The organism is Sphingobacterium tabacisoli (genome assembly GCF_017908035.1).
GTDB classification, from domain to species: Bacteria; Bacteroidota; Bacteroidia; order Sphingobacteriales; family Sphingobacteriaceae; genus Sphingobacterium; species Sphingobacterium tabacisoli.
This window is the reverse complement of record NZ_JAEQMU010000005.1, coordinates 89,629-111,226: the sequence shown is the minus strand read 5'-3', so window position 1 is coordinate 111,226 and position 21,598 is coordinate 89,629. Positions and strand designations below refer to the sequence as shown.

The following is a 21,598-nucleotide window of genomic DNA, read 5'->3' as shown; positions in this document are numbered from 1 at the left end:
GTTTAAAAGAACGCATAAAATTTGGTGACCCAAATCTATTTGTTTTTCTACGTTTAGAATAACAAGCCAAAATTCAGTGCTAGAAATGAGGTTCTTGGTGAACCATCCTTCATTGCTCTTGTAAACCCGTTATTGAATGTAAGACCAGTCAGTAATGCCATATCATTTCCTATCTTCCATTCGGCTCCACCACCAATCTGTAACCCTAAACGGAATAAATCAGCACTTGTCGTCTGTTTGTTCTCTTTTTCAAGCTGTTCTTTGGCAGAGACTTTTACGCCTGCCGTGAAGCCAAACTGTCCGTAGAAACGACCGTATTCATTTGCGGTACTTTTTAGTTTGATAGATAAGGGGATGTCAACATATTTCAGGCTAATATCTCTATACTTCGGAACTTTAGGCGCATTGGGGTCTAGGCTGAAATACGCTGGTTCCACACGGCTATTGATGGTGTTGATTAATAATCCTGTTGAAAAGTAGTAGTTCTTTGCAAAACCTAGATCAGCTATCAGACCATAGGAAAATCCCAGTTTGGTACTTCCTTTTTGATCCTTTTCATAACGTAACCGACCGAGATTAGGATTGAGTGTCAGGCCGAGGCGTATGTTTTTTTCGTGACCATAATAATAACCTTGGGCTTGGACGTCATATGTAGAAGTGAGGGCTAAGCAAAAAAGAAAGATAGATAGAAATGCCCTTGTGAAATTAACCATAGTTTTTAATTGTTATATAAATTATATTTTTGTGTCTTAAGCTGATCATCATGTATTTGAAAACATTACAAAAATATTCCTTTTTTTTAATTATTGCTTCTTTCATTGTCATATTAACGTCCTGTAGTCAAACTGATACCGTGCGCCGGCCGGATGTATCTAAGATGGATGTTGCTGTCAAAATAGACCGTTTTGACCAAAAATTTAATACGCTGAAGGAAGCAGATATTGTCGCTAAGAATAAGCAGTGGCAGCAGGATTATCCTTATTTCTACTCGGATTATTTGACACAGATGCTGGAAGTAGGGAGCCCAAACGACACACTATTGCTGAAGAATAACCTGGCACAGGTGCTGAAGAAGAGAGATTTTGTCGATTTAGCCGATGCGGTGGCAAAAAAATACCCCAACCTGAATCAGCAGGAGAAAGAATTGACACAAGCTTTTAAGTATGTAAAGTACTATTTCCCGGAATATCATATGCCTCGGTTTATCGCTTTTATGGGTGGGTTTTCTTTTCAGGTGCCCATAGGGGAAGATTATGTGGGTATAGGATTGGATATGTTCTTGGGAGCTGATTCGAGATTCTATCCGGCATTAGTACGCTCTATACCCTTATATATGTCGCGTCGGTTTACAGCAGAGAATATAACGCCTCGTGTTGTGGAGGCTGTTTTGAGAGAAGAACTCCTACCTCAGGATAATCTTAATCAAAATACACTACAACATATGGTTTATAATGGTAAGATATTGTATGCTATGGATGTTATGTTGGAAGATGCTTCTGATGATACGAAGATTGGGTATACAGTCGAGCAGCTCGCCTGGGCCAAAAAGTATCAGGCGGATATTTGGGCCTGGTTTCTGCAGGAAGGATTGCTTTATGATACGGATTACCTGAAGACACAAAAATATTTTACCGATGCACCATTTACACCCGAGTTGGGCGAGAACAATGAGTCTGCGCCCAAGTTGGGTTCTTACATCGGCTGGATGATGGTGCGTAAGTATATGGAGCGTAACCCAGATGTTGATCTTGTTGCCCTTTTCCAGGAGAAAGATGCGCAAAAGATTTTGGAACAGTCGAAGTTTAAAGGCAAGTAATAGATTTGTCCCTAAGCTATAACTGTACCTACATAAATGCTGTCGATTATTCGGTCACTATGGTCGACAGCGACAAATCCCAAGTGTATGTGATAGACTTCTCCGTTTGAACTAGGAGAGATGTGTATCTGTTCATGCTTATCTTCCAGTTTTTTGTTTAGGATATGTCCGAGTATGCTATTTTTATCTGAATCGGGAATAGCCACAAATAGTGAACGAAAAGAAGCTAGCTCTAAATCTCTGACAATTGTTGGGTTGTAATTCCAATTGCAGGTGACAACTCCTTCTTCATAAGCCAATGTCACATCTTCTAGAGGAGATGTTATCCCTTTACTGATATGAAATAAGGAATGGTCAATGTAAAAACCATCATCATCAGATTGTACGGCATTAGTTAGGGTATATGACATTGCCGAATTGAAAGCTGTTTGGTTTTGCTTGTAATTATGGAAGCCAAGTCTTACGACAGCACTTAACGGACTTAGGAAATTTTGTGCAAGTCCAAATTTTCCTCGGTTTTTTTTCTCGTCGTCTGAGAGTTTACGTTTTTTATTAACTCGAGGTATGCTACGGACACAATCTTTATCTTTCCATCTGTAATACACTAAAGGTCCTACCTTTCCACTAGCGGAACCCATTGGGCCATTTTCTGTTCTTCCCATGTTGTTTTAAGTTTAATTAGCTGATACTAATATACTAATATCTAGGGGATATGTTATTACCAAGTTATAATCTAAAAAGAAATATAGCAGGATATAATAGGGAAATAACAGGGGTTTTATTCGGTTACATCCGAATGAAGTCCCTGTTATCTCCGAGTAAAGTCCGAATAAAGTCCTTGTTAAATATTGATTTGTACCAAATTTGGTATCAAGGTGGGCCTATTTTAGTTTAAGGAATATGAAGAGATAGTTTTTTTGATATATCATTAAACAACATAAGCCACTCTATAGAGTGGCTTATGTTATCTTAGACCATTGTCAAAGGTTATTTTATATCGATAACCTCAATTTCGAAGTAGAGTGGAGAATTTGCTGGTATAGTTACTTTGCCTTCTTTGTCTTTTAACTCTCGAGTATCATATGCCCAAGGAGAGGAGGTTGCAAATTTTATTTTGGATCCTTTCTTAAGCCCTGTTTCCGTTAAACCCAACAAGGAGTAAACATTTCCATTATACTTTATTTGTTTAGGGAAGAAAGCTATTTGCCAAGCTCTTATAACCCCAGCTAACGAAAATGTGCGGCTTGTTTCTTTTTCGTCAGTTTGGTCAAATACTGATCCATTCAGTAATGTTCCCTTGTATGAAACTTTTACTTCAGGTGCCACGATACCTCCGTTAGGATGCGGTCTATAAGTGTAAGAATCTTCTTGACCATTAGCATCTACTCTAAACCAAATGCCAAGTGAATCTATAAGTGTCGCTCCTGGTAGTTTTTCGGTGGCAAAAGCTTTTAGTTCAGCAGCTTGTTTTTCGATTAATCCTTTTACACGTATATTTTCTAAAGAGTCTCTTTTTTGTTGTTCTTTTTGAGCAGCTTCAAAATCAAAGTCATTTTTATTGTTGCAGGCTGTGATGCTTACCAAAATAGCGAATACTAGTGTCAAATAGGAAAATGTCTTCTTCATTGGTGTGTTTGTTTATTTAGTTTTTAATAACATAAAAAGAGAAGGTAATGCCTTCTCTTTTTATGTTATAGGGTATTTTATAATTATTGAATGCTTAATACTTCAAACTCGTATACTAATGGAGAGTTTGCTGGGATTTTTTCTTGAGATTTGCTACCGTACGCGTAGATAGAAGGAACAATTACTCTTATTTTACTACCTTTCTTTTGTCCCTTTGCTGTTAGCCCAACATAATTAATGTCATTCCCGTTTATTTTATATTTTGCTGGGAAAAGAGAGATTATCCAGGCATTTGTGAAAAGATTAGAGTTCGATCCTGTTGCTAAATTATACTCCGATCCTTCTAGATCCGATTGGACTGGGGTTTCGTTGTTTAATAGATTAACTTTGTATTTAAGTTTCCAAGTTGGGAAAACTACGTTCGTTTGATTTGAATTCAGTTTGTATTCGTACGAATCGTCTGTAGGTTCTGAAATAACTTCAAACCAAATTCCTCTTTTTACATTCTTTTTATCTAATACTTGAAATGGATATTTTGTTGTGTCCTCTATAGCATTTGTAAAATGATTGCTAACATAGTTTTCGATTTCAATTCTCTCTTTAGACAATTGAGCGTCAATAAGCTTTTCTTGTTCTAGTATACGCTGTCTTTCTCCTTCGATATCATATTCATTTTTACTATTACACGATACGAATACAGCCGCTCCAACTGCAGCAAACAATACGGTTTTAAATAGATTTTTCATTGAATTATAAATTGTTTTTAAATGGCAATGAATCTTTCATAAATGAAGGTTTCATTAGATATAAATAATTTTTTAGTGGCAATATGTAAAAGTGGGTCTCTCTCCTCTATGTACATATTTTAATTTAAAATTGTTGTTTAGGTCTTAAAACGGTAAAAATAACGATAGCGCTACACAAAAATGTTAAAATTAGTAAAATTTTAACAACTTGCTTATAATGAGTTTGTTTGTTCTTTGTTATACCGCTGTTTTTTATTAAGCCACTTATAAATTTACTTTCTCAAGTGTATCTAATAATTCTTCTAGTTGGGCAGGGGGTAATACGCCTCCGTGTCGAAAGAGGACTTGATAGTTTTTATCTAATAATATCCAGGTGGGATAAGCTAATCTATGGGGGCCATTCAGGGCTAATGCCAGTTCGTGAGTGCCGATATTAGCACCTGTAGGTTTGTATACATAGTCCTTCTCTTGAAAACGGATGGGTTCCTTGCTTTCGGCATCAAATTCAACGTAGTAGAATAGAGCGCTTTTTTCTTTAAACTTCTTGTTTTTACGCACCTGTTGTTTTTGCATCTGGCAGTACTGACACCAATCTGTGGAGAGCAAAATGAGGACAGGTTTTGGAGTTTGTTTTAATAAGCTGTCTACTTGTATAATGGAGAACGGTGTTGTCTGTGCACGGCTCATGACTGCGGTTAATAGGCCACAGGCTGTAAGTAGTGTGAAGATAATTTTTTTTATTCCTATTCCCATGATATTGTGTTTCTTTAGGAAGAAGGTGCCCAAAAATAGTTTTGGACACCTTTCTATTTACATGTTACTAAAACAAATTATAGCGAACCCCTAAGAACCCGCGGATTCCTTGATTTGGACCATAAACATAGTTCGGGTCAAAAGGAGGAAGTTTAGAGTCTTCAATCTTCTCAAATGGATCATGTGCACGTGAAATCAAGAAAGGAAGTCCCTTTGTTGGTGTCCAGTTCAATAAGTTCTTTACTCCTCCAAATACCTCAAAACCATTCTTGAAGTGCTTCGTCAATTGGATATTCTGTATACTGAATAATTTTGATTTGTCTGGACGTGGATCTGTATAGTTATTGGCTGGATCCGCTTCGTCTTTGGTAGTTAATACAGGTAAGCGCATTGGGCCTATAGCATTTCCGGTATAGTCAATACTCAATCCTAATGGCTTGATATTATAACCAATAGTCCAGGTGCCCATAAATTTTTCCGTTAGCATTTGCCAGGTTCTTACTCCGTTCTCTTCGCTGTATACATCCATCAATGTACCACCGATCATAGCTTTCAATCCACTATGATGAGCCCAGTCTAGGTTGACAGATACTCCTTTGGAGATCGCATAGCCGTCTAAGTTGGCATAGATAATCTGATCGACGTTGGTTTCGTAGTCAGGAATGATCTTGTTGTTGAAGTAGGTGTAGAACGTTGAAGCGTCTATTGCGAAAACAGAACCATTGTCGGAGTAGAATTTCTTCACATAGTTGATGTTGGCATTCCAGGATGTCTCCGGCTTTAGGTCTTCTTTAAATACTACGTCGCGAGCACCTGTTAAGGCAGCATGATCTTCTGTGAATACGTTGGCCACACGATAACCATTACCAATACCTACCCGGAGTACCTGACTTTTGTCCTGTGAGTTCCATTTGTAATTGACGCGTGGAGAAACGATACTCCCGTGTATGGAATTGTAGTCATATCGTGCACCCACTAACAATTTGTGCTGCTGATGCAGGGTGATTTCATCCTGTACAAATAAGCCAGGCAAATGTGTATGTGAGGATGTTGGCGTAGCAGGGGTATTGTCATCGTAATACGTGTATCGATAGGCAAGTCCAGTTAATAAGTCATGATTTTTTAACGTTTTATTCCAGGTTAGCTGTCCAAAGAAAATGCGTTGGTCCGCCATATAAGGAGTGCTACCATAGTAGCTGTTCTGGTTGTGTCCATTGGCACTTACCGAAAGGGAGAAGTTCTCGCTGCCTGGTAGGTCATAAATACCCATCACTTCCCATCTTTTCGTGTATATACTTTCAGCATATACGTCTTCGCCGCCACGGTATTTTTTATTCCATTGCATCTCTCCTCCCCAACGGTCCTCGTATACGTATCGACCTGCGATAGAGAACGTTTTATTGTCTTTGCGGGCAAAGTTCCATTTGTTGAAGATGGATAGGCGATCCTGTAGTGTGACATCTGTAAAGTTGTCTTTGTTTTTGTCTATAGGGTTTGAGTAGTTGAAATAATTTACCCCCAATAGCGATTGTGCGGAGCCTATATTAAATTTCCCGCCGAGATCTAGATTGTACTCCTGCCAGGTTGTTCCAAAAGCTTCTAAGCTGAACTTTGGAGCATTGGATGGAGCTTTGGTAATTACGTTGATCAAGCCCCCCACAGCCTCACTACCATACAGTGTTGATGCCGGACCTTTGACGATCTCTACGCGTTCGATCAATGCTTGCGGAATACCATTCAATCCATATACGGTCGATAGTCCCGAGACAATTGGCATACCGTCAATAAGAACCATCGTATAAGGCCCCTCTAGACCATTGATGTGGATATCTCCCGTATTACAGATACTACAGTTGATCTGTGGGCGAACCCCATTGATGTTCTGCAGGGATTCAAAGATAGTAGGGGCAGGGTTCGCTCTGAAAAACTTGGCCGAGTAGACTTCTACCGGAATTGGGCTTTCCAACTTGGATACGGCTTTTAATGTGCCCGAGACGACGACTTCGTCAAGGTTACGGTTGTCTTTCGCCAGCGTAAAGATTGTTCCGCTTTGGTAGGTACTTTTTTCAATAGTTTCCTGTATGGACAAGTAGCCTATAGCCCTAATGGAAAGCTTTGCTTTTGCCGTAGGGAGCGGGAGCTCAAATTTTCCGTCAGATGCAGTTTTGGTGCCATTGCTACTTCCCTCTAGGCGCACAGTCGCGTTTTCCACGGGTTTGCCATCGGCATCGTGGACATAACCCGTTATTTGTTGTGCGTAGACACTGAGGTTGAGACAAAGTATAGATACGGCTGTGATTAAGCCATAGTAAAATTTAGACATAATTAATGTGTAATGCTTGTTATTAGCTAATTAAATGTTAATACGTTTGGTATAAGGTATATCCCAACAGGGATAGTATAGGCGATATCCATATCGGTATTGCACGAATAGTCTGTATAGCTAGCGGTTTGTGATTCACCAAGCAGTACGGAGCATATTGTTCCCTAGTTTTGAAAATAACCTTATGTGAGCTTATACATCGAAAGGACGTATAATGGATGTGTACTCTTTCTAGGAGAAAGAGTCGCTAAGCAAGCATCGGAGGCCCTCGAAGATAGGTGTCGAGATCCTTGGTAAAATGGTAAGTTTTGGAATAAACCGCGTAGGTTGTATAGTTGAACTCCTGAAAAAATGGGACCTCAACGATAGAAAATACCGGTTCAATGAATGCACCTTGGAAAACAACATTCAGAAATTGAATCTCTGCGTCGTTTTTATGGTGGTGCTTGTCTTTTTTCTTGGTAAAATCGTAAGGGTGAATGTGCGTTATGATTTCACCCTTAGAGGTTACCTCTTTGTGCATAAACACTATTCCACTGATGACAATAACAGACATCCACCCCGCTAGGAGGTAGGCAAATAGGCTGCGATATCTAGAAATAGTGTTTAGCAATATATTACTTGTTACTTAATCAAGCGGTTATGATCATCGGGAAAAACCAATCTAGGTTGGTGTACCCGTGCTTCTTCTCGGTCCATCAAGGCATACGAGATAATGATTACGATATCTCCAACCTGCACCAGTCTCGCGGCTGCCCCATTAAGACAAATTGTGCCCGAACCACGTTCTCCAGGGATAACATAGGTTTCTAAGCGTGCTCCATTATTGTTGTTTACAATCTGTACTTTTTCATTTGCCAGAATATCTGCAGCTTCCATCAAGTCTTCGTCAATGGTGATGCTTCCCACATAATTCAACTCAGCCTGTGTGACACGGGCACGGTGAATCTTCGACTTCATTACTTCAATCATCATAATACAAAATTAGCTTTTATCTCTTTAAAAGTTTGTGATTAAATGTTATTTAATCGTTACATATTCAATAGCATATTGTCTATCAGTCTTACCCCTTCTATCCAAGCGACCACTAGGGCGACATATTTTTTGCTATTATCCTTATTGGTTGCCTGATGTAAGGTGCGGGTTTCGCAGATTGCAAAATATTCCAATGTAACCTCAGGCTGTGCAGTCAGTGTCGCGATAGCGTCCTGTTGCAGCTGTTCTATGCTTTTGTTTGCAAAGTCATTTTTAACCTTATCGAGGACCGTGAACAGCACTAAAGCGTCCTCTTTTCCCTGTTCCGAAAGTCTAGTGTTCCTCGAACTGAGTGCCAGCCCTTTTTCACTGCGTACAATCGGGCATATGTTTAAGGTAATGGGCAGTTGCTTTAGATCTATCATACGTTGGATGACCATGACCTGTTGAAAGTCTTTCTGCCCGAAGCAAGCAATATGTGGCTGTACTAGATGGAATAGTTTATATACAATCTGTGTGACCCCCTGAAAGTGTCCAGGTCTTTGTGCGCCCTCCCACAAGGTATCCAAGTCGCCCAGGTCTATCGCCCAATGTTCGTTGGGGGTAGGGTACATTTCCTCGACCGAGGGTAGAAAAAGTATATCACAGGCTTCATTTTGTAATAAAGCGATATCATTTTCTATGGGTCTTGGGTATTTTTCGAGGTCCTTAGGATCGTTGAACTGTGTAGGGTTTACAAATATACTGCACACAACAATATCAGCTACGGCCTGTGCCTCTCGTATCAGTGAAAGATGCCCCTCATGTAAAGCGCCCATTGTAGGGACTAATGCAATCTGTTTGCCGGCCTCCCGTAATGTCTGCAAATGAGCTTGAAGGTCACTTTTTGTAGTGTATATTTCCATGGCTACTATGGTAAAATAGGGGGCAAAATTGCATAATATATTTGGATTTAGAAAGGTCTAATTTTTAATGAATTGTAAAAATTGGATATTATTCGTATCTTTGTACACCGATTTTACTGTTCAAATAAATAAAAAAAGCAATTGGAGATGGCAAAAACGAAAATATTGTTTGTTACCCACGAGATGTCGCCTTTCCTTGAAATAAGTAAAATTTCTGAAATAACACGCCAATTACCACAGGCTATGCAGGAAAAAGGATTCGAAATCCGTATTCTTATGCCTCGCTTTGGTAGTATTAATGAGCGCAGAAATCGTCTTCACGAGGTGATAAGGTTGTCGGGAATGAATATAGTGGTGGATAATAACGATAATCCATTAATCATTAAAGTAGCTTCTTTACCTGCGGCGCGTATGCAGGTTTACTTTTTGGATAACGAAGAGTACTTCCAGAGGAAGAAGATATTTAGGGATGAAGGAGGGAAGTTCTTTGGTGATAACAATGAGCGGTCTTTGTTCTTCTGCAAAGGTGCCTTGGAGACAGTCAAGAAATTGGGGTGGTCTCCAGATGTTGTACACTGCCATGGGTGGTTTACAGCGATGATACCTTTGTACCTAAAAAAGGTGTATCATGATGATCCTACTTTTAAGGATGCGAAAGTTTTCTATTCTTTATTTAATGAAGAGAAAGATTTTTCGGGACCGGATACTATGGGTACGAAGTTGGCAGAAATGGCAGCTGATGAAGATGTGACCAAAGAGGATGCTGCGGTGTATGGCTCCGGAAGTTACGCTGATGTCTACAAAGGCGCATTGACCTATACAGACGTTGTGGTAATGGCGGATGATAATCTGGATAAAGATGTGCTACAATTTGTAGAGGATCAAAAAATTCGGGTGTTCAGGCCTGAGTCGGCAGAGGATTATGAAAACTTTGCTACCTTATATGAAGAGTTTGCTTCAGAAGAAGTTGAAGCTTAAAATAACAAAAAAAAGAGCTGTCAGAATGACAGCTCTTTTTTTTGTTATAACATAATCACTTTTTCTAGTGATGATACCTTTTTATAGTAAGCGATCACATCATCGGCACTATTTACGAAGGTTTCAACCGTAAGGGAGTTGTATTTTCCCGTTTTTGAATCCTTTATCTGGATTTTTGTGCTTGGATGTTCAAAAATAGCCTCTATAGTTTGTTTGTTCTCTGATGTAGCGGGTACAATAAACTTAAATGTATACAATGTAGGAAATTGTTCTACATCCATTAATTTCTCCCTAAAACTTGCATAGAAGTCAACCCCGTCATTTTGATTGATGTCCTGAATGCTAATGTTTCCTAAATCTTTCATGTAATAATTCCTTTCTTTGGAAAGGTAATTGCAATATCTGTGCCTTTGTTATTTTGGCAGTTGTTAGCAAATGGCTGTTAGCAAATAGCAGATAGCTGTTAGCAAATAGCTGATAGCCATTAGCCATAAGCCATTTGCTATGGTCTTGCTTCTTTAGCCTGTCCAAACTTCTTATTTGGTTTGCTGCCCATTTCAAATTCAAGCCTGCCACCGCCCATGATAGCTTCATGCGTGATATAGCTTTTGTCATAGGGTTGGCCGTTCCATGTCGCCCGTTGGATGTAGATATTGTCTTTACTCTGGTTTTTCGCCACAATCTCGAAAGTTTTACCATTGCCAAGTGTTATTTTCGCAGACTTCATGAGTGGCGATCCAAATACATATTTGCCGTCCATAGGGTTGGCAGGATAAATTCCCATTGAGGAAAATACATACCAGGCGCTCATTTGTCCCGCATCGTCGTTCCCGCATAGACCATTTGGCTGATCGGTGTAGTACTTTGTCATCGCCTTATGGACCAATGCTGCCCCTTTCCACTGTTGCCCTGCATAGGCATATAGATAAGGGACGTGATGGTTGGGTTCATTGCCCTGCGCGTATTGGCCGATCATGCCTGATATATCTGGAGAAGCGTCATCCAGTACTTCGGGTAGGTGGATAAATTCATCGAGTTTGTTTAAGAATTGTTGTTCGCCACCGAAAAGATTCATTAGTCCATTTACATCTTGGGGTACAAGCCAGGTATATTGCCATGCGTTGCCTTCGCAGTAATCGTTTTCTCTATGTTTGGCCATGAGCGGATCGAACGGACGGCGGAAGTTTCCGTTCGAGTGACGCCCGACGAAGTGCCCCACTTCCTTGTCGAAGTATTTTTCATACAACTTATAGCGTTGCTCAAAATATTTGGCGTCTTCCTCTTTATTGAGGTATTTGGCCATCTTGTAAGCACCAAAGTCGGCTATAGCGTATTCTAGTGCCCAGGCTACCGATTCATGATCCATACTGTCAATAGGTATGTAGCTGAGCTCACGGACGAATTGCAAACCGTTTTCATAACCCATGGCCGTCGTTTTTACGGATTCAAAAGCGAGCTCTTGATCCGCTTTGTCAATAAAGCCTTTAAGTAGTGCGTCTGCAATCACGGGGATAGCAGGGAGTCCGACCATCGTATTCGTCTCGTTGCCCCAAAGATGCCATACAGGTAGTTTGCCCTGTTGTTGGTATATTTTGAGCATGGTCTTGATATAGTCTTTATTCTTTTTGTTTTCCAAGAGTGTCATCAAAGGATGTAGTCCTCGATAGGTGTCCCAAAGGGAGAATAGCGTGTAGTTTTCAAAATTTTCCTGACGATGTACCTGCTTGTCCGTTCCCATATAGTCACCGTTGGCGTCGTTGAAAATCGTAGGTGCAAAATAGGAATGGTATAATGCTGTGTAGAAAATTGTTTTTGCTCTTGGGTCAGCTTCATAGGCTATTTTTCCTAGTGCTTCATTCCATTTTCTAGTTGCATTGGATTTAGCCTGATTGAAGTCCCATCCCGGTATTTCGCGCTGTATATTGTTCAGAGCATTTTCTGTACTCACAGGAGAGAGCCCTACCTTCAGCTCTACAGGTGCTCCTGCATCGATGTCGATGATGGCTTTGATATGTGGGCCTTTCGCTACGAGGTATTCGTTTACCTTTTTGTTGCCGTTGTAAAACTGCGTGTTTTTTAGTGAGGTAGAAGACGTAATGGCAAAATATACCTTTTGGTCATCCGCCCAACCTTTTGAAAACCGATATCCCACTAGTGTATGTTCGTCCACTAGTTTAAGGTATGTGTCTGTCGCCTTATCCCAGTTCATCTGAAAGCCTAAGTCAATCAGGAGATGCGGTGTGTTTTTATTTTGAAAGGTATAACGATGGTAACCTACGCGCTCGGAGCTTGTCATTTCGGCAAGTATGCCATAATCTTCGAGCTGTACCTTATAATAGCCTGGGCGGACCGTTTCATTGGCTTTGCTGATGCTGGAGCCATATCCTTGATCCATCTTTCCAAAAGGAGCAGGGACTAGATGATGCTTGCCTGTGGCCGGTAATATCAATAAGTCGTTGAGGTCGCCGATGCCCGTTCCGCTGAGGTGGGTATGGGTGAAGCCTAGAATTTCTTCGCTTTTATAGTTATAACCACTACACCAGTCCCAGCCGTTGAATTTGTCCCAGGTTTGAGCGATTTGGCTGGGGCCGAGCTGTACAGCGCCAGAAGGTACATTGGCGCCTACAAAAACATGACCATGTTCTGCAGAGCCGATATGTGGATTTACATATTGTGTGTAATCTACTTGTTGCGCATTACTAGTTCCTAAGCTTAATAATAGAAAGGCTACGGAAAAGTAAGCTTTAGAGGATTTGGTTATCATAAGCTTAGTGTCTGATAGTGTTATTGTTCTGTGAAGATAAAACCTTTTAGCAAATATTCGAATATTTCCGTGCTAAAATTTTGTAATATTTTAGTAGTTTAGACGGATGAAGAAGCGACTCTCTATTTCTGATATTGCAAAAAACCTGGGCATTTCTGTTACTACAGTGTCTTTTATATTAAATGATAAGGCCAAGGAAAAGCGTATAAGTGAGGCAATGACGAAAAAAGTGCTGGATTATGTTGAGCAGGTGGGCTATAAGCCCAATCAATTGGCAAAGAGCTTGCGAACAGGCAAGTCTAAGACCTTAGGTTTACTGGTTGAGGATATTTCGAATTCCTTTTTTGCGAATATTGCAGATCAGATTGAGAAGTTTGCTTACGATTTTGGGTATCATATCGTTTACTGTAGTATGAATAACGATGTGAATAGGGCCAAGGAGCTGATACAGCTTTTTTACGATAGGCAAATCGATGGTTTCATTATAGCGCCAACCGAAGGATTGACCGAAGTTATCCAGAAGCTGTTGAAAAACAATGTGCCTGTCGTATTATTCGATCGTCATCTTGAGGATTTAGAGACTAATTTTGTGATTTCCGAAAATCATAAAGGAGCATATGCAGGTACGTGTTTGCTATTGAATGAGAAAAAATCTGCTCGGGTTGGGTTGGTTACTATTGATTCAAGTCAGTTGCAGATGCGGGGCCGGATGGATGGTTATAAAGAGGCGGTAGATTCGTTGGGAAAAGATGTCTTGATCAAGCAAATTGTACGTGCGCAACCTGAGGACGAGACTGTTCATCAGATTAAGGATTTTATACAGGAAAATCAGCTGGATGGCGTATTGTTTGCGACTAATTATTTAGCACTCTCTGGTCTGAAGGCTATCAAGCGTTATAACCTATCTCTTGAGAAGTTGGTTTCCTTTGATGAAAATGCGCTTTTCTCTTTGGTAGAGCCCGGCATTAGTGCGATATCCCAAAATATCCATGAAATCGCACGGCAGGTAGTCCATATACTGATTGATGAGATTAATGGTAAAAGTAAGGGGTTAGTGCAGGTGGTTGTGCCCTGTGAGATAATTGTTCGCTAGTTGGTTCTCCGAGATAGGTTCCTAAAGAGAAAGTAAATACGGTATCTCTTGCGAAAAGAGGTGTGTGTTAATAATTGTTATTCCATATCAGTTCTTGATAGATGTGGGTTCCAGCTGTTCGGAGCAAGATCAGCGTATTCTTCTTCACGGTTCATTTTGTTGTCTTGCTTACTATTTATATATATCAATCATGCTGTGCGGTGCAAAATGCTAGGACTCATACTTGTTGAAAAAACATAGAATATAGGACCTTCGCTTAACGAAGATTTTGAGCACAGATACTAATATACTGGTTTACTTTTTACTGGTAAATGATTTTTTGCATTTAAAATAATTCGTCTTGTCACTTTTTTTGAAACGGAGGTCTTGAGTGTGACAGCGATATCAATATAAGTTTGTTTTTAATAGCGTGAGCATGCTTTTGTGAAAACAGACAAACCTATTTAGAATGGTTTTAAATTGATAATTTGCGTCATTAAATTGTCAGGGATTGTTTATAAAGTCATACTTTTGTGCATTGTTTGGTAGGACTGTGTACTCCAGCAATAGAGTAAAGTAATTTTTATATTCATAAATAAATAGTATAAAGTGCTAAATATGAGAAATATCTCATCCGTATTGGGAAGACTTGCGAAGTCAATATCGATCAGTTTGGTATTGTTATTTGCCGTTACAACGACATCAAACGCGCAGGATGCAAAAGAAGGGGCTGCGTTATTTAAGGCAAACTGTAGTTCTTGTCATAAGATTGACAAGAAGTTTACTGGTCCAGCTTTGTCTGGTATGTCCGAACGTCATGATGAAGAATGGTTAGTTAAATGGATTAAAAACTCGGGAGCAATGATTGCTTCAGGAGATCCTATGGCTAAACAGATCTTTGAAGAGTACAATAAAGTAGCGATGCCTGCTTTTACACAGTTTTCAGATGATCAGATCAAAGGTATTATTGCTTTCGTAAAAGAAGAAGAGGCGCGTTTGGCTGCTGGACCTGCTGAGGGTGGGGCGACAGGTGGTGCTACTGCGTCTAATGATGCTAATAATTTTATGATTATTGGTATGGCTGCTATCTTCTTGTTAGCGATAGGGGTAATCGTGATCTTGAGTCGTGTTACTAAAACATTAGAGAAGGTTATTGCTAATAATCAAGTGGCTGTAGAAGCTGCCCGTGCACGTAATGAATCAGTAGAGGAGACTGGTAAGGTTAAGTTTGCTCAGAAGTTCTTGAAAAACAAGAAGCTTGTTGGTTTTGCTGCATTGATGGTTGTTGGTTTGTTGGCTGTTTTAGGATGGCAGACGATGTGGAATGTTGGTGTGCATCAGGGTTATAAGCCGGTACAGCCAATTAAATTCTCTCACCAGATACACGCTGGTGTCAACCAGATTGAATGTCAGTACTGTCACGGTGGTGCTTTTAAATCTAAGAATGCATCTATTCCATCTGCGAATGTGTGTATGAATTGTCACAATACAATCACCGCTTCAGATCACTACAATGGCGAGACTTCACCAGAGATCCTGAAATTGTACCGTGCTGTAGACTGGAATCCAGATACACGTACGTATGGTGATAATCCGCGTCCTATCGAGTGGGTTAGAATTCACAACTTGCCGGATTTTGCTTACTTCAACCACTCGCAGCACGTATCTGTTGCAGGTATTGAATGTCAGACATGTCACGGTCCTATCGAGACGATGGAAGAGGTGTATCAGTATTCGCCATTGACCATGAAATGGTGTGTGGACTGTCACAAAACGACAGAGGTGAATGCCGATAATAAATACTACGATCAGTTGATCGAGGCACATGAGAAATTGAAGAAGGGTGAGAAGATGACTGCGGCTATGATCGGCGGTCTCGAGTGTGGAAAGTGTCACTATTAATAATTAAATCGAAAAACGCAATCTTATATACAGCTTAAATGGATAGCAATAAAAAATATTGGAAGGGTTTAGAAGAATTGAATCAAACGCCTGCTTTTGTTGAAAACAACAAAGGGGAGTTTGCTGAGCCTATTCCTGTAGAAGATGTATTAAATGAAGCAGGTTTAAGTACAAGAACTCCACGTCGTGATTTCTTGAAAGCTTTAGGGTTTGGTTTGGGCGCTGTTACGTTGGCAGCATGTAACCGTACACCGGTTCACAAGGCTGTTCCTTATGTAATCAAGCCAGAGGAGATTACTCCAGGTATTCCAAACTATTATGCTTCCTCTTTTAATGGACAGAGTATTTTGGTTAGAACACGTGAGGGTCGTCCTATTTCTGTAGAGGCAAATCCAAATGGTGTTGGTTTGAATCAAGGTACTGATGCTAATACAGTGGCTTCTGTTCTTGATTTGTACGATATGTCCAAATTACAGAATCCACAGATTGGTGGTAAAGATGTAGAATGGTCTAAATTAGATGCTACGGTAATCGCAGCATTAACAAAAGCAGCAGCAGCAGGCAAGCAGATTACCATTGTCTCTAACACGGTGAATTCACCTTCGACATTGGCATCTATTGCTAAATTGTCTGCAAAATACCCTACTGCTAATCATATTCAAGTAGATGCAATATCGTATAGCGGTATTGTTGAAGCAAATAAAAACAATTTTGGCAAAGCTGTAATTCCAAGTTACAATTTCGGTAATGCACAGATTGTTGTTTCAGTTGCAGCTGATTTCTTAGGATCTTGGTTGGCAGGTGAAGAGCATACACAAGATTATATCAAAAACCGTGACTACAAATCGTTGAAAAACGGTAAGATGTCACGTCATATCCAATTCGAATCTGGTCTTTCGATGACCGGTTCAAATGCTGACGTTCGTATCGCTATCAAGCCTTCAGAAGAAGGTGCTGTATTGATTTCATTATACAATGAGATCACAGGACAGTCTGTTGCTGGTGGTACTACGAATGCGAAAGCACAAACGGCTATCAAGTTGGCTGCGAAAGAATTGGTTGCAGCGAAAGGGAAATCTATCGTTGTTGCAGGATCGAACGATGTGAATGTTCAGTCGTTAGTAAATGCAATCAATACGCAATTGGGCGCTTACGGTACGATTATCGATTTAGATAATTACTCTAAGCAACACCAAGGTTCAGATGCTGCATTCCAACAGTTCTTGACAGCTGCAAAAGCTGGACAGGTTGGCGTTGCATTCTTCTTAAACAGCAACCCGGTTTACGATTACTTTAAAGCAGAGGATGTTAAAGCAGCTATTGCGAAAATAGACTTTACATTGTCGTTTGCTGATCGCGCAGAGGAAACTGCTTCTACGTTGAACGCTATCGCACCAGTTCCTACTTATTTGGAATCATGGGGTGATGCATCTTCTAAAGAAGGTTTATATACCGTTGTACAACCGACAATCAACCCAGTATTCAACACAAGACAGGCTGAGCAAAGTTTGTTGGTTTGGGCTGGCGAGACAACAAGTATCTACGATTTCGTAAAACAAACTTGGGATGCTACTATTTTAGCTGGAACAGGTAAGTCATGGAAAGACGTACTACAAGTTGGATATATCTATAAAGGAACAAACCAAGGATCATCTTATTCTGCGAATGTTGATGTGAACGCGGTATCTTCAGCAATCGTTGCCGATGCTAAGAAAGTCGCTGGCGAGGTCGAGTTGAAATTGTACGAGTCTACAGTGATGCGTGATGGTCGCTATGCAAACAACGCTTATTTGCAAGAATTGCCTGATCCGGTTTCTAAAGTTACTTGGGACAACTATGCAGCCCTTAACCCTAAATTTGCAGAGCAATTAGGTTTGGGTGAGAATGGTAAAGTGAAAGTTGAAGCTAACGGTTACAGCCTTGAACTTCCAGTTGTATTGCAACCAGGACAAGCAATGGGTACAGTTTCTGTCGCTTTAGGATACGGTCGTACACATGTTGGTAAAGCGGGTAATAATGTAGGTTACAATGCTTATCCTTTCGCTACATTGGTGAACGGTACAGTACAGTTAGCTGCTAAAGCTACAGTAACTAAAGCTTCCGGTACTTACGAATTGGCGCAAACGCAGACACACCATACTATCGAGGGCCGTAATATTATTCGCGAGACTACTTTCGCGAAGTATTTGAAAGATCCTAATTCGGAGTCTGGTCGTTTCTCTGATACGCACAAAACATACGATTTGTGGAACAAGTTTGAGCAACCAGGCCACAAATGGGTTATGGCTATCGACTTGAATGCATGTACAGGTTGTGGTTCGTGTATCGTAGCGTGTAACGTTGAAAATAACATTCCTGTTGTAGGACGTGATGAGGTTCGTCGTCGTCGTGAGATGCACTGGTTACGTATCGACCGTTACTACACAATCGAAGATAATGGTACTAAATATACCAAAGAGAAAGAAATAGCACATATTGATGACTTTGAGAACGTAACGGTTGTTCATCAGCCTATGTTGTGTCAGCACTGTGAGCATGCTCCATGTGAAACGGTATGTCCGGTATTGGCAACAGTACACTCTTCTGAAGGTCTTAACCATATGGCTTATAACCGTTGTTTCGGTACTCGTTACTGTGCGAACAACTGTCCATATAAAGTACGTCGTTTCAACTGGTTCAACTACTGGAATGATTCCCGTTTTGATAACTACTTGAACAATGAGTTCACTCAGTTGGTGTTGAATCCTGATGTTACTACACGTTCCCGTGGGGTAATGGAAAAATGTTCGATGTGTATCCAACGTATTCAGGCAGGTAAATTGCAGGCTAAGATGGAGAATCGTAAATTGAAAGATGGTGACGTTAAAATGGCTTGTCAAGCGGCATGTTCAGCAAACGCAATTATCTTTGGTGATGCTAACGATCCTGAATCTGAAGTATCAAAAGCATTACGCAACGAGCGTGTGTATTACGTACTAGAAGAAATCAATGTTCAGCCGAACATCGGTTACATGACTAAAGTAAGAAACACATTTGAAGCATAATTTTATTCTATATCTGAAATAAAAAAACTATGTCATCGCATAACGAATCAATATTAAGAGAACCATTAATGACCGGTAAGGGCATCACTTACGCACAAGTGACTGATGATATCCTATTGCCGGTTGAGAATAAGCCAAACAAAGCTTGGTGGATAGGATTTATCGTAGCCGTGTGTGGAGCTATGTTATGGGTCATAAGTGTTGGATACACGTTCTGGACGGGTATCGGTGCTTGGGGTCTAAATAAAACTGTAGGTTGGGCTTGGGATATTACCGACTTTGTGTGGTGGGTAGGTATCGGGCACGCCGGAACGCTGATTTCAGCGGTATTATTAATTTTCCGTCAAAACTGGCGGAACTCCATTAACCGCTCAGCAGAGGCGATGACAATTTTCGCCGTTATCTGTGCCGCAACTTATGTTGTAGCGCACATGGGCCGTCCTTGGTTAGCGTACTGGATTTTCCCGTTGCCAAACCAGTTCGGATCGCTATGGGTTAACTTTAACTCGCCATTGGTATGGGATGCCTTCGCGATTTCAACGTACTTCACGGTATCTTTAGTATTCTGGTACTGTGGTTTGTTACCTGATATCGCATCGGTACGTGACCGTGCACATGGATTAAGAAAGAAAATTTATTCCGTTCTTTCTTTTGGATGGAACGGTTCTGTAAAATCGTGGCAGCGTTTCGAGATTGTTTCGTTAATCTTAGCGGGTATCTCGACTCCACTTGTACTTTCGGTACACACGATTGTATCTATGGACTTTGCAACGTCTGTTATTCCAGGATGGCACACCACGATTTTCCCTCCTTACTTCGTAGCGGGAGCGATCTTCTCTGGTTTTGCGATGGTACAGACGTTATTGTTGATCCTTCGTAAGGTCATGAACTTTGAGCATTACATCACGATGTTCCACATCGAGGCCATGAACAAGATTATCATGGTAACGGGATCTATCGTTGGGGTTGCTTACTTAACAGAGTTGTTCATCGCTTGGTATTCTGGTTCTGAGTATGAGATGTATGCATTTGCAAATCGTATCGCTGGACCTTATGCTTGGGCATATTGGGCAATGATGACGTGTAACGTTATCTCTCCACAGTTGTTCTGGTTTAAAAAAATCCGTACAAGTATTCCTATCTCTTGGATTCTGTCAATCATCGTAAATATCGGTATGTGGTTCGAACGTTTCGTAATTATCGTTACTTCGTTGCACCGTGATTATTTACCATCGTCATGGGCGATGTTCTACCCAACTTGGGTGGATGTCGGTATCTTTGTAGGATCTATCGGTTTGTTCTTTACTTTGTTCTTATTGTTCTTGCGTTTCTTACCAGGTATAGCGATAGCCGAAGTGAAGTTATTATTGAAGAGCTCTAGTTTGCAACATAAAACTAAGCTTGTTCAAGAAGGAGCTTTCCCTGAGGATCAGGTTGAATTCTTTAGAAATTCATTGGAGAAATATGACTCTGTAACAGAGGAAGAAATTAACGCATTACGTAAAAAATAGTAGCAATGAGCAATACAAAATATATATTAGGAAGTTTTGCGGATCCTGACGAAATGATGGACGGGATTGATAGATTGCAAGCAAATAACATCAGCATATACGATTGTTTTACTCCAATGCCTATCCACGGTATTGAAGCGAAGCTAGGGGTTAAGCCTTCACGCTTACCTATCGCAGCATTTTGTTTTGGAGGTTTGGGATTAATGTTAGGATTTAGTTTGTTGTATTTCACGATGTCTTACGACTGGCCAATGAATATTGGTGGTAAGCCTTCTATGCCATTACCTAACTTTGTACCGGTAACATTCGAGGTTACGATTTTATTATGTGCATTGGGTATGGTAGCGACATTCTTCTTCCGCAATCATTTATTTCCAGGACGCGCACCTCGCGTTATGGATTTGAGAGCGACAGACGATCGTTTTATCATCGCTATCGATGCACGTGACAATGCTAACCACGAGTTGATTGATAATTTGTTGAAGGAAGCAGGAGCAGTAGAAGTTAAATACAATGAAAGAAAATATGTTAGTTATGAATAAGAAGAATTTTCTTGGCGCTGTATGTGTAGCGGTAGCTTTCGCTGCAGTAACTACTGCTTGTGGTGATGGCACAACACGTAGCACGGGATTAGAATTTTCGCGTAATATGTATGATCCGATTGCTTACAATCCAGATCAACCAAATAATAATTTTAAGAATAAGCAAACAGCCCAAACGCCTCCTGCAGGAACAGATCCTATTGGTTTTGAGCGTTTCGGAGCAGATTTCAAAAATACTGTTGAGGACTATACCCGTGCAGGTGCTGAGGTAACTAACCCTCTTCCTGTGACAAAAGAGAATCTAGCAGCAGGTGAGCATTTATTTATTGCTAACTGTGCAGTATGTCACGGTAAAGAAGGTAAAGGCGACGGTTCTATTACGAAGGATCGTCAGGTTACAGACTCAAGAGGTACAAGGAAGTTAGAAAATTTCCCTCCTCCTCCATCGTACGCACAGTCGTCTGGTGCTAACTCTTCACGAGGAGGTTTGATGGCTGATCTTACAGTAGGAAAGATTTATCATACTATTTACTACGGTTTGAATACAATGGGGTCGCACGCGTCTCAGTTGAATCCAGAAGAACGTTGGAAAGTAGTTATGTATGTACAAGAATTACAAAAGAAATAACCTAACATCAATT

At 40.5% G+C, this 21,598-nt stretch carries 19 protein-coding genes; 8 read left to right on the top strand and 11 right to left on the bottom strand.

What is annotated here, in order from left to right:
- Positions 1 to 53 precede the first annotated feature (53 nt).
- Complete coding sequence (locus tag JKG64_RS17200; RefSeq protein WP_210355534.1) at positions 54 to 713, bottom strand: porin family protein; 660 nt, start codon at positions 711 to 713, stop codon at positions 54 to 56.
- Between the two features lie 50 nt (positions 714 to 763).
- On the opposite strand from JKG64_RS17200, the gene gldB reads away from it, so the two are divergent.
- Complete coding sequence (gene gldB, locus JKG64_RS17195; protein WP_246512650.1) at positions 764 to 1,816, top strand: gliding motility lipoprotein GldB; 1,053 nt, start codon at positions 764 to 766, stop codon at positions 1,814 to 1,816.
- A gap of 11 nt (positions 1,817 to 1,827) precedes the next feature.
- Here the strand turns inward: gldB and JKG64_RS17190 are convergent, their stop codons facing one another.
- From JKG64_RS17190 to panC, 8 genes are all read right to left on the bottom strand, one after another.
- Positions 1,828 to 2,478: a DUF6266 family protein gene (locus JKG64_RS17190; protein ID WP_210355533.1), complete on the bottom strand. Its 651-nt coding sequence runs from the start codon at positions 2,476 to 2,478 to the stop codon at positions 1,828 to 1,830.
- 325 nt (positions 2,479 to 2,803) lie between these two features.
- Positions 2,804 to 3,442 carry an FKBP-type peptidyl-prolyl cis-trans isomerase gene (locus tag JKG64_RS17185; RefSeq protein ID WP_210355532.1) on the bottom strand — a complete coding sequence of 213 codons (639 nt, stop codon included), beginning with the start codon at positions 3,440 to 3,442 and terminating at the stop codon, positions 2,804 to 2,806.
- 83 nt (positions 3,443 to 3,525) lie between these two features.
- Positions 3,526 to 4,188 (bottom strand): FKBP-type peptidyl-prolyl cis-trans isomerase, encoded by a 663-nt coding sequence (locus tag JKG64_RS17180; protein ID WP_210355531.1) that lies wholly within the window; start codon positions 4,186 to 4,188, stop codon positions 3,526 to 3,528.
- A gap of 264 nt (positions 4,189 to 4,452) precedes the next feature.
- A complete protein-coding gene (locus tag JKG64_RS17175) occupies positions 4,453 to 4,941 on the bottom strand; it encodes a thioredoxin family protein (RefSeq protein ID WP_210355530.1) in 489 nt (162 codons plus the stop codon).
- A gap of 67 nt (positions 4,942 to 5,008) precedes the next feature.
- Entirely contained in the window at positions 5,009 to 7,264 is a 2,256-nt protein-coding gene (locus tag JKG64_RS17170) for a TonB-dependent receptor (RefSeq protein WP_210355529.1), read from the bottom strand.
- A 247-nt stretch (positions 7,265 to 7,511) separates the two neighbouring features.
- Positions 7,512 to 7,877 carry a hypothetical protein gene (locus JKG64_RS17165; RefSeq protein ID WP_210355814.1) on the bottom strand — a complete coding sequence of 122 codons (366 nt, stop codon included), beginning with the start codon at positions 7,875 to 7,877 and terminating at the stop codon, positions 7,512 to 7,514.
- Between the two features lie 11 nt (positions 7,878 to 7,888).
- Entirely contained in the window at positions 7,889 to 8,239 is a 351-nt protein-coding gene (gene panD / locus JKG64_RS17160; protein ID WP_210355528.1) for an aspartate 1-decarboxylase, read from the bottom strand.
- A 56-nt stretch (positions 8,240 to 8,295) separates the two neighbouring features.
- Positions 8,296 to 9,144: a pantoate--beta-alanine ligase gene (gene panC / locus JKG64_RS17155; RefSeq protein WP_210355527.1), complete on the bottom strand. Its 849-nt coding sequence runs from the start codon at positions 9,142 to 9,144 to the stop codon at positions 8,296 to 8,298.
- Positions 9,145 to 9,291: 147 nt separating this feature from the next.
- Between panC and JKG64_RS17150 the strand changes: the two genes are divergently transcribed.
- The gene (locus JKG64_RS17150) at positions 9,292 to 10,122 is read left to right on the top strand and encodes a glycogen/starch synthase (RefSeq protein ID WP_210355526.1); all 831 of its coding nucleotides are present in this window, start codon (positions 9,292 to 9,294) and stop codon (positions 10,120 to 10,122) included.
- A gap of 44 nt (positions 10,123 to 10,166) precedes the next feature.
- Here JKG64_RS17150 and JKG64_RS17145 read toward each other — a convergent pair whose 3' ends face one another.
- Complete coding sequence (locus JKG64_RS17145) at positions 10,167 to 10,487, bottom strand: DUF493 domain-containing protein (RefSeq protein ID WP_210355525.1); 321 nt, start codon at positions 10,485 to 10,487, stop codon at positions 10,167 to 10,169.
- A 137-nt stretch (positions 10,488 to 10,624) separates the two neighbouring features.
- On the bottom strand, positions 10,625 to 12,886 hold the full coding sequence (locus tag JKG64_RS17140; RefSeq protein ID WP_210355524.1) for a GH92 family glycosyl hydrolase: 2,262 nt from the start codon (positions 12,884 to 12,886) through the stop codon (positions 10,625 to 10,627).
- A gap of 106 nt (positions 12,887 to 12,992) precedes the next feature.
- Here JKG64_RS17140 and JKG64_RS17135 point away from each other — a divergent pair, with 106 nt between their 5' ends.
- The 6 genes from JKG64_RS17135 (at position 12,993) to JKG64_RS17110 (ending at position 21,585) form a co-directional block, all read left to right on the top strand.
- Complete coding sequence (locus JKG64_RS17135; protein ID WP_210355523.1) at positions 12,993 to 13,979, top strand: LacI family DNA-binding transcriptional regulator; 987 nt, start codon at positions 12,993 to 12,995, stop codon at positions 13,977 to 13,979.
- A 597-nt stretch (positions 13,980 to 14,576) separates the two neighbouring features.
- A complete protein-coding gene (locus tag JKG64_RS17130; protein ID WP_210355522.1) occupies positions 14,577 to 15,860 on the top strand; it encodes a cytochrome c3 family protein in 1,284 nt (427 codons plus the stop codon).
- Between the two features lie 38 nt (positions 15,861 to 15,898).
- The gene (locus tag JKG64_RS17125; RefSeq protein ID WP_210355521.1) at positions 15,899 to 18,904 is read left to right on the top strand and encodes a TAT-variant-translocated molybdopterin oxidoreductase; all 3,006 of its coding nucleotides are present in this window, start codon (positions 15,899 to 15,901) and stop codon (positions 18,902 to 18,904) included.
- A 29-nt stretch (positions 18,905 to 18,933) separates the two neighbouring features.
- Complete coding sequence (gene nrfD, locus JKG64_RS17120) at positions 18,934 to 20,415, top strand: NrfD/PsrC family molybdoenzyme membrane anchor subunit (protein ID WP_210355520.1); 1,482 nt, start codon at positions 18,934 to 18,936, stop codon at positions 20,413 to 20,415.
- A gap of 5 nt (positions 20,416 to 20,420) precedes the next feature.
- On the top strand, positions 20,421 to 20,957 hold the full coding sequence (locus JKG64_RS17115; protein WP_210355519.1) for a DUF3341 domain-containing protein: 537 nt from the start codon (positions 20,421 to 20,423) through the stop codon (positions 20,955 to 20,957).
- Positions 20,929 to 21,585, top strand: a complete 657-nt coding sequence (locus JKG64_RS17110; RefSeq protein ID WP_210355518.1) for a c-type cytochrome — start codon at positions 20,929 to 20,931, stop codon at positions 21,583 to 21,585. Before JKG64_RS17115 ends, JKG64_RS17110 begins: the two co-directional genes overlap by 29 nt.
- Positions 21,586 to 21,598 lie beyond the last annotated feature (13 nt).

Excerpts from the sequence above, each read along its gene's own strand:
- nrfD (WP_210355520.1), top strand. The coding sequence starts at position 18,934 with ATGTCATCGCATAACGAATCAATATTAAGAGAACCATTAATGACCGGT.
- JKG64_RS17180 (WP_210355531.1), bottom strand. The coding sequence starts at position 4,188 with ATGAAAAATCTATTTAAAACCGTATTGTTTGCTGCAGTTGGAGCGGCT.
- JKG64_RS17150 (WP_210355526.1), top strand. The coding sequence starts at position 9,292 with ATGGCAAAAACGAAAATATTGTTTGTTACCCACGAGATGTCGCCTTTC.
- gldB (WP_246512650.1), top strand. The coding sequence starts at position 764 with ATGTATTTGAAAACATTACAAAAATATTCCTTTTTTTTAATTATTGCT.
- JKG64_RS17185 (WP_210355532.1), bottom strand. The coding sequence starts at position 3,442 with ATGAAGAAGACATTTTCCTATTTGACACTAGTATTCGCTATTTTGGTA.
- JKG64_RS17190 (WP_210355533.1), bottom strand. The coding sequence starts at position 2,478 with ATGGGAAGAACAGAAAATGGCCCAATGGGTTCCGCTAGTGGAAAGGTA.
- JKG64_RS17115 (WP_210355519.1), top strand. The coding sequence starts at position 20,421 with ATGAGCAATACAAAATATATATTAGGAAGTTTTGCGGATCCTGACGAA.
- JKG64_RS17145 (WP_210355525.1), bottom strand. The coding sequence starts at position 10,487 with ATGAAAGATTTAGGAAACATTAGCATTCAGGACATCAATCAAAATGAC.
- panD (WP_210355528.1), bottom strand. The coding sequence starts at position 8,239 with ATGATGATTGAAGTAATGAAGTCGAAGATTCACCGTGCCCGTGTCACA.
- JKG64_RS17135 (WP_210355523.1), top strand. The coding sequence starts at position 12,993 with ATGAAGAAGCGACTCTCTATTTCTGATATTGCAAAAAACCTGGGCATT.
- JKG64_RS17130 (WP_210355522.1), top strand. The coding sequence starts at position 14,577 with ATGAGAAATATCTCATCCGTATTGGGAAGACTTGCGAAGTCAATATCG.
- JKG64_RS17140 (WP_210355524.1), bottom strand. The coding sequence starts at position 12,886 with ATGATAACCAAATCCTCTAAAGCTTACTTTTCCGTAGCCTTTCTATTA.
- panC (WP_210355527.1), bottom strand. The coding sequence starts at position 9,144 with ATGGAAATATACACTACAAAAAGTGACCTTCAAGCTCATTTGCAGACA.
- JKG64_RS17170 (WP_210355529.1), bottom strand. The coding sequence starts at position 7,264 with ATGTCTAAATTTTACTATGGCTTAATCACAGCCGTATCTATACTTTGT.
- JKG64_RS17110 (WP_210355518.1), top strand. The coding sequence starts at position 20,929 with ATGAAAGAAAATATGTTAGTTATGAATAAGAAGAATTTTCTTGGCGCT.
- JKG64_RS17175 (WP_210355530.1), bottom strand. The coding sequence starts at position 4,941 with ATGGGAATAGGAATAAAAAAAATTATCTTCACACTACTTACAGCCTGT.
- JKG64_RS17125 (WP_210355521.1), top strand. The coding sequence starts at position 15,899 with ATGGATAGCAATAAAAAATATTGGAAGGGTTTAGAAGAATTGAATCAA.
- JKG64_RS17200 (WP_210355534.1), bottom strand. The coding sequence starts at position 713 with ATGGTTAATTTCACAAGGGCATTTCTATCTATCTTTCTTTTTTGCTTA.